This window comes from Gloeobacter violaceus PCC 7421 (assembly GCF_000011385.1).
Taxonomy (GTDB): Bacteria; Cyanobacteriota; Cyanobacteriia; order Gloeobacterales; family Gloeobacteraceae; genus Gloeobacter; species Gloeobacter violaceus.
Genome location: NC_005125.1, coordinates 4,318,059 through 4,335,041, shown reverse-complemented (window position 1 = coordinate 4,335,041; position 16,983 = coordinate 4,318,059). Strand labels below are relative to the sequence as shown.

The following is a 16,983-nucleotide window of genomic DNA, read 5'->3' as shown; positions in this document are numbered from 1 at the left end:
CCCGATTTCGCGATGTTCCCCGTTCGCTGCAGGTGGGTCCGTGAAGCACAGCCTGATCATCTGGTTTGCCGGTTTTCTTCTGTGGGTTTCACCCGCAGTGTACGCGCACTCCGTACCACGCACCGAGGATGGCACAACCCCTGTCCGCCTTGCCCAGGTGGACAGGGGGCGCTACGAAGCGCAGCAGCGCTTCAACGAGGCCGGCGCCAAGGCCGACCGGGGCGATTACGCCGGAGCGATCGCCGACTATAACGAGGCGATTCGCCTCTATCCGCAGTACTACCAGGCCCTGGGCAAACGCGCCGACACCCGCTTGAAGATTGAGGACCTGCAGGGTGCCGTCGCCGACTACAAAGCGATGCTGCGCGTCTACCCCAACGACATCGGGGTCTACCACAACCTGGCCAAAGCCTATTTCAAACTCAAAAACTACCCCGATACGGTCATCTATACCGGCGAAGCGCTCAACCGCAACCCCGGCATGATCGACGTGCGTCAGCTGCGCGCCCGGGCGCTGGTCAGGCAGGGGGAATTTGCCCGCGCCGTGGCCGATTACAACGAAATTCTCCAGAACCAGCCGGAGGAAGCGGCGGTGCTTGCCGATCGCGCCCGGGCCTACCAGCGCCTGGGAGATTATCCCCGGGCGTTCGACGATTTCAACGCGGCCCTGCAACTCAACCCGAAGCTTGCGGACGTCTATGCCTACCGCGCCGCGATGCGCCTCGATCAGGGGTCGAATCTGGCGGCCCTTGAAGATGGCGACCAGGCCATCAAGCAGGGGGAAAAAACCGCGTTGATCTACTTCGTCCAGGGCAACGCCCGCTTCAACCTCGGCCAGGCTGCCCAGGCGGAAGCAGCCTACCGCGAGGGCGAGGCGTCACCCTTTGGCCAAGCGGCGGATCCCGACGATTTCGATTACAAACTGCGCGCCGACGCCCGGCTCAATCAAAAGCGCTACAAAGAAGCCCTGGCCGATTACACCGAGGCGCTCAAGCTCAACCCCAGCTACCCCGAGGCTTACTTTAAGCGCGGCAGCTTGCGGGTGACCATCGAAGATCGCGCCGGAGCGATTAGCGACCTGCGCCAGGCCCGGCAATTATTCACCGGCCGTGGCGACACCCTCAACGCCAAGCGGGCCGAGACGCTGCTGGTGAAGCTGCAGGCGGCACCCACCTCCTAGTCGCCCGCGGTGCCACAATTGAACTGCTCCCATCGACAGTCAGGATGAGCCACGCTTACCCCCGGGATCTGGCTTCCTTCGTGCTCAAGCACTGGAGCCGCGGCGAGGCGCAAGCCGCCGAGCAGACCCCGCTGCCGCCTTTGAATGTGCTCGAAGAAATCCTTTCGACGAGTTATCAGGCCAGTTTGCTGGTCGATGAGCAGCGCCCCGTCACCTTCCGGCTGATCTTTTGCGAACCGGTCGATTTGCCGTCGGGGGACGGTCCGCCCCAGGGGTTGCACCGCCTGCTGTTCGACGAATTGCAACCGTTTACCCCCCACGATCTGCGGCGGCTCTCGCCCGCAGCCACCTTCGACCGCTCGCTCATCGGCGTTTGCCTGGACGGCGAAGGCGAACTGAAAATCTGGGGTATTGCCCACTCGGGTCTGCGCTGGCTGCGGCCGATGCGCGGCGGGCGCGCCCCCGGCAGGCCGCTGCCCCCCGCCCTGGTAGTCTGCACCAGCGGGCGGGGACGCCTCGAGGTGTGCAGGGGCTCCGCCGCCATCGCCCAGCTCAACGAGGGCCGCTTGCTCTCGGCGGCAACAAACGTCTTCGACTCGCTCTGGCTGCCGGCCGGTTTTACCGAGGTCAGAAGCGAACTGATTGCGCAGCACAGCGAGGCGCGCGAGCGCTCAGGCGAACCCTGGGCCACCCTGGACGGCCGGACTATCCAGTCGCTCGGCCAGAATATCGTCAAGCGCATCATCGCCACGATCCGCACCCGCCACCACGGCGGCATGATTATCTTTGTCGATCCCGAGCGCGCCCAGACGCTTACCCAGAAAAACCCCTATCTAAGTTTCAAGTACGGCTTCAAGCCGGAGGAGCCGCGGGCACGCTTTCGCACGCTGCTGCTGAAGATCATGAACGCCCTTGCCGCCCTCAACTGCGGCAGCGAACGGCCGGTGGGCTGGCGCGAGTACGAGCAGAGTAACAACCCGCTTTTGGCCACCCTCGACGAGGCGCTCTTCGAGACCGCCCACTTCGTGGCGGACCTGGCCGCCGTCGACGGGGCGGTGGTGGTGACCCGGCGCTTCGAGCTGTTGGGCTTCGGTGGGTTTATCGCCTGCGACAATGTCGATGTGCGGGTGGTGGCACGCGCCCTCGATCTCGAAGGCGAGCAGGTGAGTTTCGAATCGACCGCGAGCGTCGGTACCCGCCACCGCTCCGCCTACCGCCTGTGCCACCAGTTGCACGACGCGATGACCATCGTCGTCTCCCAGGACGGCAATGTACGCTTCGTGCGCTGGAACGACGGCTTTGTCACCTGCTGGTCGCAGCAGACGTTGCTCGAACTCAACGAATTTTGAGAACCGTCCCGGCCGGGTTAGCCTAAGAACGTTCCCGACTCCAGCGCGCGGTGTCTCGAGTTCTCCAGCCCCTGCGCACCGGTTTTGCCAACCATCCGCTGTGGCGGCTTTTGGCCTATGGCCGGACCTACCGCACCCGCTTCCGGCAGGCGGCCGGCTGCTCGGTGCTCAACAAAATTTTTGATCTCGCCCCGCCTGTGCTCATCGGCGCGGCGGTGGACGCGGTGGTCGAGCAGCAAAATTCGTGGCTGGCCCGCCTTGGGGTTGCCGACGTCTTCGGCCAACTGGCGCTGCTGTCGGCCCTCAGTGCCGCAATCTGGGCGCTCGAATCGCTCTTTGAGTACTTCTACGGCAGGTTGTGGCGCAACCTTGCCCAGGACATCGAGCACGAAATGCGCCTAGACGCCTACGCTCACCTGCAGCAGCTCGAACTTGCCTACTTCGAGGAGCGCAGCACCGGCGGGCTGCTGGCCGTCTTGAACGACGACATCAACCAGTTGGAACGCTTTTTGGACAGCGGCGCCAACGAAGTGCTGCAGGTGGTGACCACGGTCTTGGTCATCGGCGGCGTCTTTTTCTATCTCGCCCCAGCGATCGCCTGGCTGGCGATGCTGCCGATGCCGTTTATTCTCTGGGGATCGATCGCCTTTCAGAGACTGCTTGCCCCCTACTACGCCGAGGTGCGCGAAAAAGTCAGCCTGCTGAGCGCCCGCCTCGCCAACAATCTGGGCGGGATCACGACAATCAAAAGCTTTGCAAGCGAAGCGTTCGAGCTCGAACGCCTGCGCGCCGACAGCGACGCCTACCGCCAGAGCAACCGTCGCGCCATCGCCGTGAGCGCCGCCTTCGTACCGCTTATCCGGATTTTGATCTTGATTGGGTTTGTGGCCACGCTGCTGTTCGGCGGGATGGCGGTGGCGGCGGGCAGCCTTTCGGTCGGCAACTACAGCGTGCTGGTGTATCTGATCCAGCGGCTGCTCTGGCCGCTGACGCGCCTGGGCCAGACGCTGGATCTTTACCAGCGGGCGATGGCCTCGACCGCCCGGGTGCTCGACTTGCTCGACACTCCCATTGCTGTCCACGGCGGGAACCAACCGCTCCCCGCCGCCGCGGCGCGCGGCGCGATTGTGCTTGCCGGGGTGAACTTTGCCTACCGGAGCCGCAAGCCGGTGTTGGAGAATTTTTCCCTGGCGATCCCCGCCGGGAAGACGACGGCCATCGTCGGTCCCACCGGCTCCGGCAAGAGCACGCTGGTCAAACTGCTGCTGCGGCTGTACGAACCCACGGCCGGGGCGATCACCCTGGACGGACGCCCCCTGGGCGATATCGCCCCGGCCGATCTGAGGCGGGCGGTGGGCCTGGTGAGCCAGGAGGTGTTTCTCTTTCCCGGAACGGTGCGCGAGAACATTGCCTACGGCAGCTTTGACGCCTCGCCCGAGCAAGTCGTCGCGGCGGCCAGGGCGGCGGAGGCCCACGGATTTATCGGCGAGCTGCCCCAGGGATACGACACGGTCGTGGGCGAGCGCGGCCAGAAACTCTCCGGCGGACAGCGCCAGCGCCTCGCCCTGGCGCGCGCCATCCTCAAAGACCCGCCGATTCTCATCCTCGATGAAGCCACCTCCGCCATCGACAACGAGACGGAGGCGGCCATCCAGCGCTCGCTGGAGCGCATCACCCGGGGGCGCACGACGATCGTGATCGCCCACCGCCTCTCGACCGTCCGAACCGCCGATTGCATCCACGTCATCGACCGCGGGCGCCTCGTCGAGCACGGTCGCCACGACGACTTGCTCCGCCAAAGTGGTCTGTATGCGGCGCTGTGGCGGGTGCAGACCGGCGAGCGATCCCCCTAGGGCGTCTCCCCTGCATCCAGCCCGGCCCCGGCAAGCGTATTGTAGGGGTGGTGCACGGAGCTGCCCTTGAAGACGTTCTGCCTGCTGAGCATCGGACAGAGGGGGGTGGGCAAAACCGTCTTTCTGGCCGGCAGCTACGCCGAGTGGCGGCAGACTCAGGAGGCACGGCCCGCCGCCTGGTTCGACTGCGACGACCAGACCTCCCGCCGCCACCTGGAGCAGGTGCTCGCCTACATCGGGCGCACCGGCCACTATCCGCCCGCGACCATCAAGGTCACCGATTTTCACTTTCACCTGCGCGTGCGCCACTGGAGCGGCCAGAAGACCCTCTGTCACTTCGACTGGCAGGATATCCCGGGCGAGCTGTGCGAGCAGCCCGACGGCCGCCTGCGCGCCATGGTGCTCAATTCCCACGGCTGCTGCGTTTTTCTCGATGCCCTGGCGTTGTACAACCGCGACGACTACGCGGACCGGCTGCAAACCATCCTGGAAATGGTCAAATCGATCGCGCTGCTCGCGGCCGAGGCGGGCTTGCCCTACGCCTTCGCCATTGTTCTCACCAAGTGCGACTTGCTCGCCGCGGGGGGCGGCGGCCGCGGCCGACTGATCGCCCGCCTTGCCCCGATGACCGGTTGGCTGGCCGCCCGCCGCATCGACTGCCGTCTTTTTTTCGTCGGCATGCCCTTGGTCCGGGAGGCCCAGCGGGTCGTTCTGCGGCCGGTGGGCGCGACCGAGACGCTCGTCTGGCTGGTGGGACGCATCGTGGATCTGCACAGTCCGGCCGGCCGGACGCCCTGGGCAGCGGCCCTGCGCACCTGGGTGCGCAGCTTGCGCGGCGAGCGCCCCCCCCCGGAGCCCGGTATCTTGGGTCGCCTGGCCCAGCGGCATCCGCCCCCGCCCTCGGCCGGGGACGGCATCGAACCTTCCCCACCGGAGAGCGCCGGAGGCAGTTGATGGAGCTGCAGCGTCCCTTTCGCCGCTACCGCTGCTCGGTGCAACGCGGCCTCGACCGCTGGCCGCAGCCGGGAAATATCCTGCTGAATGTACCGGAACTGGGGCCGGGCAGCCGCTGGTTCGTCTGTCCGCGCTGTGAGCACAAGTGGTCCCTCACCCCCGAGGACATCCTCGCGGGCACCGACGAAGCACCGACGCTGCTGGGAGAAGCCGTCTGCCCCGCCTGCGGCGCCCATTACCACATCGAGCAGGGGCGCATTCGCCCACTGCCCGACATCGAACTGCGCCGTTAAGGAATCCTCACAAAATGTGTAATTTGCTACAAAGTACTTGTTTTTGAGTAGAATTGGAGTGGTGATAGATGGGTAGGCGCAGATGAAACTTTGGGGAAAAAGCGAAGGCACACGCATCAGCCACTTTCGCCGGTTGCAGTTAGAAAACTGGAAACGGCAGCTCGATGGGCGCATCGTCAGAGCGCAACAGAGCGGCGACAAACGGTTGCTGACGGCGCTGCAATCTGAGCAGCAATATCTAGAGCGCTGCTGGTAGCGGTAGGCGTTCAGCTCTTAAGACCTATAACGGCCGAGGAATCGATTCCTCGGCCGTTTTGATGAGCGGTGCCGTCGATAAAAAGCGGCTCCCTGAGCCAGGAAGCCGCAACGGCTGAGTGGAAGACCGCGGTGGGGAAGTCGCGAAGCTTTTTATTCGCGAATAACATTCTCGGGGCTGGTCGCGTCGGAGGGATTGGGCTTGTTGGGCCAGCGCTTTTGATCCGGCGTCAGGTCCGGCACGACGTCGGGCTTTTTCGCGGCTTCCCAGCCGGGCGGACGCTTGGAGTTGTACCAGGCGATTGAGCCGAAGGTAACCGCAACGATAAATCCGACAACCAACAAAACGATGGGCAAACTTTCCATAACCGAAGATTCCGTTTTGACACTGCCACGTTATCAACGTGGGAGCTGACATTCATCAATCTACTGACAGAACGTGATAGAACGGTCGCTAGCCCGCAGGACTGAGAAGGACAGATGTGCCGCAATGGCGTACATTGAATCCCAGAGGGGCCAATCGGAGACAACCGGCCATGGGTGTTCGCCGCCGATTTATTCTGGGGGGTGTGGCCGTTGCCGCTTTTGGAAGTTTTGCAGCGCAGGCCGCCGATCCTCCTCGAGCATTGCCTTTGGTAGTGTTGCCGGAGGCTGTTCTTTTTCCGGGGCAGCCGCTCACCTTGAGCATCGTCCAGCCCCGCGACCGCAAGATGATGGGCGCGGTACTCAACGGCGACGGACGGCTGGGGGTCGTGCTTAAAACCAACGACAAACCCGCCGCGATCGGTTGCACGGCCGATATTCTCTACATCGAGCAGCTCGGTGGCGGCGGTTTTAATATGCTTACCCAGGGCGGGCGGCGCTTCCGGGTCGGCTCCTATACCCAGCGCGAGCCGTTTTTGCTGGCGGCGGTCGATTGGCTTGCCGAGGGACCGTCCGGCAAAGAGTTGGAGCCGCTGGTTATCGAGACTAAGCAACTGCTCCAGGACGTGGTGGGCCTCTCGAGCGAAGCGCTCAAGCGCACGGTGGACCTACCCAGACTGCCGAGCGAACCCAGGGAATTTTCTTATTGGATGGCTAGTCGCTTCTACGGCGCTCCGAGGACGCAACAGATGCTTCTGGAGATCCCCGATACGGCGGAGCGGCTGCAAAAAGCCAAAGCAATCCTGCTCAATACCCGCCAGGAATTGATCGCGAGCCTGCAGCGGCAAAGCGGCCGTACCCGTGCCGCCGACACGCCCACCCCCGGCGAAGCCAAAATCGCCCTAGGCGGCAGCGATCCGATCTCCTTTTCGATGCTCATCGGCAGTGACTTCCTGCAGGGGGTTGTGCTCAGCGACCGGCTGTTGCTCACCCGCCGCAAAGGTGGTGCCGCCGAGGTCGGTACGCAGATCCGGCTCACCCCTGCCCAGCAGCAGCAATTTTTCAAGCTCTGGATCGCTTTTGTCAAGGATGTCGAAGCGGGTGCCTACGCCCGGGCGGACAAAAAACCCGCCCAACCGTTGCCTCTCAACGGCTGGCTGAGAGAAGTGATCTTTGCGAGCAGCACCCCGGACCGGGCCGAACTGCTCGCCGCTCTCCAGAAAACCCAACCCTGAATCAGCCTCTTTCTTGGGAGGGACAGCCACAGCCGCACTTCCCACCTGGGGAAGACGAAGCTCGCGCCACCCGAATGGGATGATATCGGGGTGTGCATTACAGTTCCAAACCGATGACCAACCCGCAGCCCGCCCCCTTGCCCCTCTGGCAGAAAGGGCTCGACTTACTCAAAGAAACCGGCCAGGAGTGGTCGAATGACAAGGTGCCGCGTCTGGCGGCAGCCCTTGCATACTACACATTCTTTTCGCTGGCACCGCTGTTGGTGGTGGTGATCGCCGTCGCCGGGTTTTTTCTGGGTCCAGATGCGGTGCGCGGTCAGCTCGACAACCAGATTGCCGGTCTGGTAGGCCAGCAGAGCGCGTCGGCCATCCAGGAACTGGTCAAAAGCGCCTACCATCCCGCCTCGGGGTTCACCGCCACCGCCATCGCCCTTGGCGCCATCCTCTTCGGCGTCTCGGGGCTGTTCGGCGAGTTGCAAGACGCCCTCAACACTATCTGGGGCGTGGCGCCCAAGCCCGACCGCAGCTGGGTGGAGGTGGTCAAGCAGCGCTTCGTCTCCTTTTCGATGGTCTTCGGGATCGCTTTTTTGATGTTGGTGTCGCTGGTCGTCAGCGCCGTCGTCAGTGCCGTCACCGGCTACTTCGGCGCCTTGCTGCCGATGCCCGGCTTCGTGCCGGGATTGGTGGACGTGCTGGTTTCAGTTGCGATCACGACGCTCTTATTCGCGATGATTTACAAGGTGCTCCCGGATGTCAAAATTGCCTGGCAGGACGTCGCCATTGGTGCTGCGATGACGGCGATCCTGTTCGTACTGGGCAAGTCGCTCATCGGGCTTTACCTGGGCCAGAGCAGCTTCGGCTCCAGCTACGGGGCGGCGGGCTCGCTGGTGGTCGTGCTGGTGTGGGTCTATTACACAGTCCAAATTCTTTTTTTCGGGGCCGAATTTACCAAGGTCTTTGCCAAGAAGTACGGCTCGCAGATTGTACCTTCCGACAATGCCATGCCCATCGAGCAAAGCGTGCTCGCCCGCCAGGGCATCGGCCCGAGCCAGTACTCCCAGGCAGTCGAAGCGCCCGCCGAGCCGGCGGCCCTGCCTGCTTTGCAGGCCGTCGGTGCTGAGGCGAGGCTCGGCCCAGACGCACGACATTCTGCAGGCCGACCGGAACCTACCAACCCACTCAAGCGTGCTGCCGCGTTCGTCTTAAGCTTCCTCGTGCTCACAAGGCTTCGGAAATAGCTCGAGTTTCAGCCTTGCTGTTCATGTAATGGCTCTGTTGATCGATATGTGAGCAGCACCGGACGATGGTGGGGCTTCAAAGCTTGGCCCAAGGGGTTGGCTGCAGGCATACTAAGCTCAGAACAACGTCAGCACCAGCGGTTGCTCCGGCCGGGCGTAGCCGGCACTTTCAGGGGGCAACTGGCGTGGATTGGACAGATCGCACTGGGATCGGTAGCCGCAGCGCCGACAGTGGCTGCCGGGTTTGGGCTCCCAGTCGCCGCCGTCCAATAAATTGGCCACCAGCCGCTGGGCCTTCTCCAGGGCGTAGCGCTGGTGATGGGGCTGGACGGCAAAAGTGAGCTTCTCGCCGCTCAACAAGTAGTAATGGCTCACCGTGCGCAACGCCTGTCCGTACTGGGCGCCGATGCCCAGGATGTAGCACGACAGCTGCAAATCCGCCTCCAACTGGCTCAGCGAGCGTACTTGGCGGGCAGTCTTGAATTCCACCAGATCGATACCCGCTACCCCTCGGCGGTCGGGCTCGCCCCACAAAAGCAGGTCGTAGCGCGATTCGAACTGCACATCCACCCGATCGAGCACCAGGCTGTGGCGCAGCCGACCTTCGCTGGCAAAGGGCCTGGGCGGTTCCGGCCGGCGCACTTCCTGCAGGTAATAACTTTCGAGGGCATGCCAGCCGCTCGTCTGCTCCGGCTTCTCCAACTCGCCGCCCCCCTGGCGCCACAACCGCTCCAGGTGACCCAGCGACCGATCCCCCCGCCGCCCCAGCCAGTCCTGCCAGAAGCGACCCAGTGTCGCGTGCAGCAAAATGCCCAGCCGCTGCCGCCGACCGCCGCCACCGGGTTCCGGATAGTGATAGCGGTACTTCCAGGCGTAGGCGCGCGGGCAGGTGGCGTAGCGGACCAGGCGCGAGGCGGATAGCGGCAGACTCATAAATGTAGCGCCCCGAAAAAAGGCTTTCTCTAATACACACTATATATGGTCCAGCCTTCGGGATCGTGCGCAGGCGTTCATGCCGCTCCGAAGTGCCGGAGCGGTAGCTTGCGCGACGGCTGACGCCTCAGCCGTCCTGTATTGGCGATGCTTTAGCCGAAGCGGTAGCCGAAGCCCCGCACCGTCACCAGATATTCGGGATGGCTGGGATCGGCCTCGAGCTTCTCGCGCAGCCAGCGAATATGGACATCGACGGTTTTGCTGTCGCCCATGAAATCCGGTCCCCAGACCCGCTCGATGAGCTGCTCGCGCGACCATACCCGGCGCGGGTTGCGCATGAATAGTTCCAACAGACGAAATTCTTTAGGAGAAAGATCGACTTCGACGTCGCGCACGCGCACCCGGCACTCTTGCGTATTCATGCACAGATCGCCGCAGCGCAGGACAGCGCTGTTGTCCTGGGTCTGGGTGCGGGTATGGCGGCGCAGCACCGCCCGGCAGCGGGCAATCAGCTCGCGCATCCCAAAGGGCTTGGGTAGATAGTCGTCGGCACCCACTTCGAGGCCCACGACCCGGTCGGTCTCGGTGCCCTTGGCGGTGAGCATCAAAATCGGCACGGCGTTACCCTCGCGGCGCAGCAAACGGCACAGATCAAGGCCGTTGAGATGGGGCAACATCAAGTCGAGCACGATCAAATCGACTTTATCGGAGTTGCGGACCAAATCGAGCGCCTGGCGGCCGTCCTCGGCCAGCACGACGCTGTAGCCTTCCTCGCCAAGGGCCATGCCCACCGTTTCGCGGATGAGTTCTGCGTCGTCGACCACCAGTACCGTCTGGTGGCGCATCGTTGCATCCATGCCTGTTCCTCTGGGAGCGACATCATCCTACCATCCGGCGCGAAGCGCTCAAGACTGCTTGGGGGGGAAGGTGCTGTAGTCTAGAGTGGGGAGCCCATTGGGTTGTGGATGGGAGAGTGAAGGTCTTTTGGTTCAGCCGTTGCCGACGATCGATGCGCACACGCGTGCCCTCAACCAGGGCAGCCCACTGATCATTATCGGTGGCGCCGAGGACAAAGAGCGCGAAAAAAGTATTCTCAAGGCCTTTCTGGCCCGGGCCGGCGGCTCCGAGGCGAGGTTACTCCTCGTGCCGAGCGCTTCGAGCATGCCGGAAATTCTGGCGGAGGTCTACCGGTTGCTGTTTGTGCAGTTGGGGGCGGCTTCGGTGGAGGTGCTCAACATCACCAACCGCTTCGAAGCCGAACTGGACGAGAACGTGGCGCGGCTGCACAACAGCACGGGACTCTTTATGACCGGCGGCGATCAGGTGCGCCTGTGCAAGCTTGTCGCCGGCACGGCCCTGGCCCGCGCCATGCAGCAGGCTTCAACCGCCGGGCGGCTGGTGATCGCAGGCACCAGCGCCGGGGCATCCGCCATGGGTGAGTGCATGATCGCCCGCGGCTACAGCGGTGAGCCGCCCAAGCGCAACATCGTGGAACTTTCCGAGGGACTCGGCCTTCTTAAAGATGTGATCGTCGATCAGCACTTTCACAACCGCAACCGTCTACCCAGGTTGATGACCGCGGTGGCCTCCCAACCTCACTGCATCGGCATCGGCATCGACGAGAACACCGCCGTGGTGCTGCACGGCGACGGCATCCTGGAGGTGATCGGCGAGGGGACCGTCACCGTGGTGGACGGCAGCGAATTGGTCTACAACACGATCAACGACATCCAGTCCTACCAGCCGCTCAGCGTCGGCAACTTCCGCATCGCGGTGATGGCCCAGGGGCTGCGCTACAACCTCCGTGAACGCCAAACGCTCTAAATTCCTGCTCGTCCTCGCAGCACTCGCCCTGGCCGGCTGCACCTCCACCGACGCCGGGCCGCTGTTTTTCGGCAAGCTCGTGCCCCCCACCGATAACGTGTTGCGGGTGGGCAACGGCGCCGAACCGCGCTCGTTCGATCCGCACAAATCCTCCGGCATCCCCGAATCGCACATCTTCGACAACGTCCACGAGGGCCTCACCGGCTACGATCCGCGCACCCTGGCGCCGCGGCCGGCCATGGCACGGCACTGGCAGGCCGATGCGAGCGCCGGGGTCTGGACGTTTACCCTGCGACAGGACGGCCGCTTCAGCGACGGCACTCCGATTACCGCCCGCGACTTTGTCTGGACCTGGCGGCGGATCGCCACCCCGGACACCGCCTCGCCCTACGCGAGCTTTATGTACTACGTCAAAAACGGCCAGGCGGTGGCAGAAGGCAAGCTGCCGCCTGAAAAGCTCGGGGTGAGCGCCGTGGACGAGTACACACTGCGCGTCGAGATGGAGAAGCCCACGGCTTTTTTCGCCAAGATGACGCCCCACTACGCCTTTACTGTCCTGCCGCGCCACGCAATCGAAAAGTACGGCGATCTCTGGACGCGCCCGAAAAACTTTGTCGGCAGCGGACCATTTGTGATCGCCGAGGCAGTGCCCTACAGCCAGGTGGTGCTCAAGAAAAATCCCCTCTACTGGGATAGCGGCCGAGTCAGGCTCGACAAAGTGGTGCTGATCCCCGCCCAGGAGGAGTCTCAGAACGCCAATCTCTACCGCGCCGGTGAGATCGACGTGGTCTTCAGCAACTATCTGCCGGCACCGTTCATCCGCAAACTGCGCACTTACCGGGACTTTCAAGGCGGAGCCCAATTCACCAATTACTACTACAGCCTCAACGTCAAGCGCGGTCCGCTCAAGGACGTGCGGGTGCGCCGCGCCCTCAATCTGGCTCTTGACAAAAAAGCGATTGCCGAGCGCTTCGTCGGGCGCGGCGAGAAACCGGCCGCGACCTTTGTTCCCCCCGGCGTACCGGGCTACGTCCCGCCCCCCGGCCCCGGCTACGACCCCGAAACGGCACGCCGTCTGCTTGCCGAGGCGGGCTATCCGGGCGGCAAAGGATTTCCGGTCCTCACGCTCTACTACAACACCCAGGAGAACCACCGCACGGTGGCCCAGGCCGCCCAGCGGATGTGGAAGGAACAATTGGGCATCCGCATCAATCTGCAAAACGAAGAGTGGCAGACCTTCCAGGCCCGCCGCGAGCGGCGCGACTTCGATGTGGCCCGCGACTCGTGGGTGGGCGATTACATCGACCCGAGCACGTATCTCGACTTGTTGTCCCGCGATACCCTCCAGAACCACCCCGGCTGGGTGGACCCGAAGTACACCCGCCTGATGAACCAGGCGAACGCCGAACCGGACGAACAAAAGCGCAACTGCCTGCTGCGAGAAGCCGAAGCCTACCTGATTGACCAGATGCCCGTGATCCCCGTGTATTTCTACGCCCTGGCTTATATGAAAAAGCCCTGGGTGGCAGGCTGGTACCCCAACTTGCTCGATCAGCACCCCTTCAAGTACGTTTCGATTGACCGCGACTGGCCCCAGCGCCGCCTTGCCCGCCAACCCTAGCGACCCACCCGCCGATGCTGAACTTTATTCTCCGACGCCTACTGTTTGCGATCCCCGTGCTGCTTGTCGTGGTCACGATCAGCTTCTTTCTGGTGCGGCTCGCTCCCGGCGGTCCGTTCATGGAGGAGCGCGCCTACCCGCCCGCGGTGATCGAAAAGCTCAACGCCAAGTACGGTCTGGATAAACCTCTGCACGAACAGTACTTCAACTACATGCAGCGGGTGGTGTTGCATTTTGATCTGGGTCCTTCGACACGCTACCTCGATCGCACCGTGGGCGACGTGATCGCCCAGGGGCTTCCCAACTCGATGATTCTGGGGGGAACCGCCTACCTGACGGCCCTGGTGCTGGGCATGGGGGCCGGGATCGTCGCCGCATTGCGCCAGAACTCCGGGGTGGACTACGGGGCGATGGCCGCGGCGGTGCTGGGGGTATCGGTTCCCAACTTCGTGCTCGGACCGCTGCTGGTCATTGTGCTCTCCCTCACGCTCTACTGGCTGCCCCCGGCGCGCTGGGGGGATCTCTCGCACCTGATTTTGCCCGCTCTCACCCTCAGTGCCCTCTACACCGCCTACATCGCCCGCCTCACCCGCAGCGGTCTGGTGGAAGTGCTCCGCTCCGACTACATCCGCACCGCCCGCGCCAAGGGCCTGCGCGAGAGCGTCGTGCTGTTGCGCCACGCCCTGCGGGGCAGTATTCTGCCGGTGGTTTCCTACTCGGGACCGGCCCTCGCCTTTTTGCTGGGCGGCACAATTGTTGTGGAAAAACTTTTTTTGATCCCCGGCTTGGGTAACTTCTTTATCGAAGCCGCCAACGCCCGCGACAGCTTCATCGTCGTCGGAGTGACGCTGGTGGTCGCCACCTTGCTCATCGTCCTCAACCTGGTGGTCGATATCGTCTACGCCCTCATCGATCCACGCATCGCCTATAAATAATCCCCATGCAAACCCCGGTAGAACCCACCGCAGCTACGCTCGCCCCTGAGTCCTTCGAACTGGTCCGGGGCACCAGCCTCTGGCAGGACGCCCGGCGGCGGCTTGTCAAGAACAAACTGGCAGTGGCGAGTGCCGTCGTCTTTGCGATCATCCTGGCAGCCGTCCTGGTCGGTCCGGCGATCATCTCGATGACCTGGGGCTACACCTACGACCAGACCAATCCCGAAACCGTCTACCAGGCGCCCAGCCCGGCCCACTGGTTCGGCACCGACCAACTCGGCCGCGACATCCTGGTGCGCTCGCTCATCGGCGGTCAGATTTCGCTGTTGGTGGCGGTGGTGGCCTCGGTAGTCAGTTTATTGATTGGCGTCACCTACGGCGCCATCTCGGGCTACCTCGGCGGCAAGGTGGACGAGGCGATGATGCGCTTTGTCGATATTCTCTATTCGCTGCCGGACATTTTTCTCATCATCGTGCTGCTCGCGTTTTTCAGCAAAGACCTGATCGTCCTCTTTGCGATGCTGGGAGCGATTTCCTGGCTCACCATGGCCCGGATCGTGCGCGGCCAGGTGCTCTCCATCAAAAACCGCGAATTTGTCGAAGCGGCCCGCGCCATCGGGGTGAGCACCCCCAAAATCATCTTCCGGCACATCGTGCCCAACACCCTAGGGCCGGTGATCGTTTATACGACATTGACCATTCCGAGCGTCATGCTCACCGAGGCGTTCTTGAGCTTTCTGGGCCTTGGGGTGCAGCCGCCTCTTTCCAGTTGGGGGACGCTGGTGCAGGAGGGGGTGGGGGCGATTTCGGTCTATCCGTGGCACCTGATCTTTCCGGGGTTGATGATGACGGTGACGCTCTTTAGCCTCAACTTTTTGGGCGACGGCCTGCGCGATGCCCTCGATCCCCAATCGCGGGCCGACTGATGGCTGGACCGCTGCTTTCTGTGCGCAACCTGCAGACCTCGTTTTTTACCCGCGAGGGCGAGGTGAGGTCAGTCGACGATGTGTCTTTTGATCTCGAAGCCGGGCAGACGCTGGGGATCGTGGGCGAATCGGGCAGCGGCAAATCGGTGACGAGTCTATCGATCATGCGCCTCATCCCGACGCCGCCCGGGCGCATCAAGGGCGGTCAGGTGTTCTTTGACGGCCAGGACCTGCTCAGACTGAGCGATCGAGAAATGCGCGCCATCCGCGGCAAGCGCATCGCGATGATCTTTCAAGATCCGATGAGTTCGCTCAATCCGTTTTTGCGCATCGCCCGGCAACTGACCGAAATTTCCGAGCTGCACCTGGGGCTCGACCGGCGCGCCGCCCGCAGGCGGGCCATCGAGATGCTCGAACTGGTGGGCATCCCCGACGCTGCGCGGCGCATCGACGACTATCCCCACCAGTTTTCCGGCGGCATGCGCCAGCGGGTGATGATCGCCATGGCCCTTTCGTGCGACCCGCAGCTGCTGATTGCCGACGAACCGACCACCGCCCTGGATGTCACCATCCAGGCGCAGATTCTGGAATTGATCAAAGACCTGCGCAATCGCCTCGGGACCGCCGTGATCTTGATCACCCACGACCTGGGTGTGGTGGCGGGCATGGCCGACCGGGTGGCGGTGATGTACGCGGGCAAAATCGTCGAATCCGCCCCGACGGACAGCCTTTTTGCCCGGCCCGCCCACCCTTACACCCAGGGGCTTTTGCGTTCGATGCCGGATCCTTTGCAGGAGGTCGCCGAGTTGTATCAGATTCCCGGCCTGCCCCCCGACATGACCTGCCTGCCGCCGGGGTGCGCCTTTGCCCCCCGCTGCCCCCACGCCGCCGAGCTGTGCGCCCAACCCCCCGAAACGGTGGCGGTGGGAGCGACTCACCGCTCCGCCTGCTGGCTCAACGTTCGGAGTGAGACCCGTGCCTGAAAACGTCTCTTCGCTGATTGCCGTGCGCGATGTGAAAGTCCACTTTCCCCTGGATTCGGTGGGCTCCCTGGGGCGGCTGTTGGGCCGCCCCCCCGCGCGGGTGGTCAAGGCGATCGACGGCGTGACGCTCGACATCCAGCCGGGGGAGACGCTGGGTCTGGTGGGCGAATCCGGGTGCGGCAAATCGACCCTCGGCCGGGCCATCTTGCAACTGGTGCGCCCCACGGCGGGCCGCATTTTCTTTAAAGGCACCGAGCTGACCGGCTTGAATGCCCGCCAGCTGCAGCAAATGCGCCGCCGGATGCAGATGGTCTTTCAAGATCCCTACGCCTCGCTCAACCCGCGCATGACCGTGGGGGACATCATCGCCGAACCCATCGAGATCTTCGAGCCCCTGCGCGGCGAAGCGCTCCGGCGGCGGGTGCAGGAATTGATGCGCACCGTTGGTCTCAACCCCGCTTTTGTCAAGCGTTATCCCCACGAATTTTCGGGCGGTCAGCGCCAGCGCATCGGCATCGCCCGCGCCCTGGCGGTGGGACCGGAATTTATCGTGGCGGACGAACCCATCGCCGCCCTGGACGTCTCCATCCAGGCACAAATTCTCAATTTGCTGAGCCAGTTGCGCCGCGACTTTGGCCTGACGACCCTGTTTATTTCCCACGACCTGCGGGCGGTGCGCCACATCAGCGATCGGGTGGCGGTGATGTACCTGGGCAAGCTGGTGGAGGTGGCCGACAGCCGCGAAATCTACCGCCGCCCTTTGCACCCCTACACCCAGGCGCTCATCTCGGCTGTGCCCGTTCCCGATCCGGCCGTCGAGAAAACCCGTCGGCGCATTGTGCTCACAGGCGATGTGCCCAGCCCGATCAACCCGCCCGTCGGCTGCCGCTTCCACACCCGCTGCCCCTACGCCCAGGAGCGCTGCCGCGCCGAGGAGCCGCCCCTCGTCGATACGGGCGGTGGCCATCAGGCCGCCTGTTTTCTGCTGGAGGAGGTTTCCTCGGGCGGTGCCGCGCGCGATTCGGCTGCGTAGGGCAGGTG

General features: G+C 63.6%; 17 protein-coding genes. 14 read left to right on the top strand and 3 right to left on the bottom strand.

What is annotated here, in order from left to right; translation table 11 throughout:
- Positions 1-40 precede the first annotated feature (40 nt).
- The 6 genes from GLL_RS21305 to GLL_RS21280 all read left to right on the top strand — a co-directional run bounded on the left by GLL_RS21305 (position 41) and on the right by GLL_RS21280 (position 5,885).
- Positions 41-1,180, top strand: a complete 1,140-nt coding sequence (locus GLL_RS21305; RefSeq protein WP_011144123.1) for a tetratricopeptide repeat protein — start codon at positions 41-43, stop codon at positions 1,178-1,180.
- 44 nt (positions 1,181-1,224) lie between these two features.
- Positions 1,225-2,529, top strand: a complete 1,305-nt coding sequence (locus GLL_RS21300; RefSeq protein WP_011144122.1) for a putative sensor domain DACNV-containing protein — start codon at positions 1,225-1,227, stop codon at positions 2,527-2,529.
- A gap of 50 nt (positions 2,530-2,579) precedes the next feature.
- Entirely contained in the window at positions 2,580-4,382 is a 1,803-nt protein-coding gene (locus GLL_RS21295; protein WP_011144121.1) for an ABC transporter ATP-binding protein, read from the top strand.
- 66 nt (positions 4,383-4,448) lie between these two features.
- Positions 4,449-5,336, top strand: a complete 888-nt coding sequence (locus GLL_RS21290) for a hypothetical protein (protein WP_164929459.1) — start codon at positions 4,449-4,451, stop codon at positions 5,334-5,336.
- Positions 5,336-5,629, top strand: a complete 294-nt coding sequence (locus tag GLL_RS21285; protein ID WP_011144119.1) for a hypothetical protein — start codon at positions 5,336-5,338, stop codon at positions 5,627-5,629. Before GLL_RS21290 ends, GLL_RS21285 begins: the two co-directional genes overlap by 1 nt.
- A gap of 82 nt (positions 5,630-5,711) precedes the next feature.
- The gene (locus GLL_RS21280; protein ID WP_164929458.1) at positions 5,712-5,885 is read left to right on the top strand and encodes a hypothetical protein; all 174 of its coding nucleotides are present in this window, start codon (positions 5,712-5,714) and stop codon (positions 5,883-5,885) included.
- 152 nt (positions 5,886-6,037) lie between these two features.
- Here the strand turns inward: GLL_RS21280 and psb35 are convergent, their stop codons facing one another.
- A complete protein-coding gene (gene psb35, locus GLL_RS21275) occupies positions 6,038-6,250 on the bottom strand; it encodes a photosystem II assembly protein Psb35 (RefSeq protein ID WP_011144118.1) in 213 nt (70 codons plus the stop codon).
- A 170-nt stretch (positions 6,251-6,420) separates the two neighbouring features.
- Here psb35 and GLL_RS21270 point away from each other — a divergent pair, with 170 nt between their 5' ends.
- Both GLL_RS21270 and GLL_RS21265 read left to right on the top strand, forming a co-directional pair.
- Entirely contained in the window at positions 6,421-7,482 is a 1,062-nt protein-coding gene (locus GLL_RS21270) for an LON peptidase substrate-binding domain-containing protein (RefSeq protein WP_164929457.1), read from the top strand.
- A 113-nt stretch (positions 7,483-7,595) separates the two neighbouring features.
- Positions 7,596-8,720 carry a YihY/virulence factor BrkB family protein gene (locus GLL_RS21265; RefSeq protein WP_164929456.1) on the top strand — a complete coding sequence of 375 codons (1,125 nt, stop codon included), beginning with the start codon at positions 7,596-7,598 and terminating at the stop codon, positions 8,718-8,720.
- Between the two features lie 117 nt (positions 8,721-8,837).
- Here GLL_RS21265 and GLL_RS21260 read toward each other — a convergent pair whose 3' ends face one another.
- Together GLL_RS21260 and GLL_RS21255 are read right to left on the bottom strand one after the other, a co-directional pair.
- Positions 8,838-9,653: a PD-(D/E)XK nuclease family protein gene (locus GLL_RS21260; protein ID WP_011144115.1), complete on the bottom strand. Its 816-nt coding sequence runs from the start codon at positions 9,651-9,653 to the stop codon at positions 8,838-8,840.
- 152 nt (positions 9,654-9,805) lie between these two features.
- The gene (locus tag GLL_RS21255) at positions 9,806-10,510 is read right to left on the bottom strand and encodes a response regulator transcription factor (protein WP_011144114.1); all 705 of its coding nucleotides are present in this window, start codon (positions 10,508-10,510) and stop codon (positions 9,806-9,808) included.
- A 127-nt stretch (positions 10,511-10,637) separates the two neighbouring features.
- Between GLL_RS21255 and GLL_RS21250 the strand changes: the two genes are divergently transcribed.
- The 6 genes from GLL_RS21250 to GLL_RS21225 are packed head-to-tail and all read left to right on the top strand — an operon-like array spanning position 10,638 to position 16,975.
- Positions 10,638-11,477 carry a cyanophycinase gene (locus tag GLL_RS21250; protein WP_164929455.1) on the top strand — a complete coding sequence of 280 codons (840 nt, stop codon included), beginning with the start codon at positions 10,638-10,640 and terminating at the stop codon, positions 11,475-11,477.
- The gene (locus tag GLL_RS21245; protein WP_011144112.1) at positions 11,458-13,098 is read left to right on the top strand and encodes a peptide ABC transporter substrate-binding protein; all 1,641 of its coding nucleotides are present in this window, start codon (positions 11,458-11,460) and stop codon (positions 13,096-13,098) included. The genes GLL_RS21250 and GLL_RS21245 overlap by 20 nt, the downstream gene beginning before the upstream one ends.
- Positions 13,099-13,112: 14 nt before the next feature.
- Positions 13,113-14,033 carry an ABC transporter permease gene (locus GLL_RS21240; RefSeq protein WP_011144111.1) on the top strand — a complete coding sequence of 307 codons (921 nt, stop codon included), beginning with the start codon at positions 13,113-13,115 and terminating at the stop codon, positions 14,031-14,033.
- Between the two features lie 5 nt (positions 14,034-14,038).
- On the top strand, positions 14,039-14,959 hold the full coding sequence (locus tag GLL_RS21235) for an ABC transporter permease (protein ID WP_011144110.1): 921 nt from the start codon (positions 14,039-14,041) through the stop codon (positions 14,957-14,959).
- Positions 14,959-15,942 carry an ABC transporter ATP-binding protein gene (locus GLL_RS21230; protein ID WP_011144109.1) on the top strand — a complete coding sequence of 328 codons (984 nt, stop codon included), beginning with the start codon at positions 14,959-14,961 and terminating at the stop codon, positions 15,940-15,942. The genes GLL_RS21235 and GLL_RS21230 overlap by 1 nt, the downstream gene beginning before the upstream one ends.
- Positions 15,926-16,975: an ABC transporter ATP-binding protein gene (locus GLL_RS21225; protein WP_011144108.1), complete on the top strand. Its 1,050-nt coding sequence runs from the start codon at positions 15,926-15,928 to the stop codon at positions 16,973-16,975. The genes GLL_RS21230 and GLL_RS21225 overlap by 17 nt, the downstream gene beginning before the upstream one ends.
- Positions 16,976-16,983: the final 8 nt, after the last annotated feature.

Coding starts and splice junctions, on each gene's coding strand:
- GLL_RS21270 (WP_164929457.1), top strand. CDS start 6,421: ATGGGTGTTCGCCGCCGATTTATTCTGGGGGGTGTGGCCGTTGCCGCT.
- GLL_RS21230 (WP_011144109.1), top strand. CDS start 14,959: ATGGCTGGACCGCTGCTTTCTGTGCGCAACCTGCAGACCTCGTTTTTT.
- GLL_RS21280 (WP_164929458.1), top strand. CDS start 5,712: ATGAAACTTTGGGGAAAAAGCGAAGGCACACGCATCAGCCACTTTCGC.
- GLL_RS21260 (WP_011144115.1), bottom strand. CDS start 9,653: ATGAGTCTGCCGCTATCCGCCTCGCGCCTGGTCCGCTACGCCACCTGC.
- GLL_RS21285 (WP_011144119.1), top strand. CDS start 5,336: ATGGAGCTGCAGCGTCCCTTTCGCCGCTACCGCTGCTCGGTGCAACGC.
- GLL_RS21240 (WP_011144111.1), top strand. CDS start 13,113: ATGCTGAACTTTATTCTCCGACGCCTACTGTTTGCGATCCCCGTGCTG.
- GLL_RS21300 (WP_011144122.1), top strand. CDS start 1,225: ATGAGCCACGCTTACCCCCGGGATCTGGCTTCCTTCGTGCTCAAGCAC.
- psb35 (WP_011144118.1), bottom strand. CDS start 6,250: ATGGAAAGTTTGCCCATCGTTTTGTTGGTTGTCGGATTTATCGTTGCG.
- GLL_RS21255 (WP_011144114.1), bottom strand. CDS start 10,510: ATGGATGCAACGATGCGCCACCAGACGGTACTGGTGGTCGACGACGCA.
- GLL_RS21265 (WP_164929456.1), top strand. CDS start 7,596: ATGACCAACCCGCAGCCCGCCCCCTTGCCCCTCTGGCAGAAAGGGCTC.
- GLL_RS21235 (WP_011144110.1), top strand. CDS start 14,039: ATGCAAACCCCGGTAGAACCCACCGCAGCTACGCTCGCCCCTGAGTCC.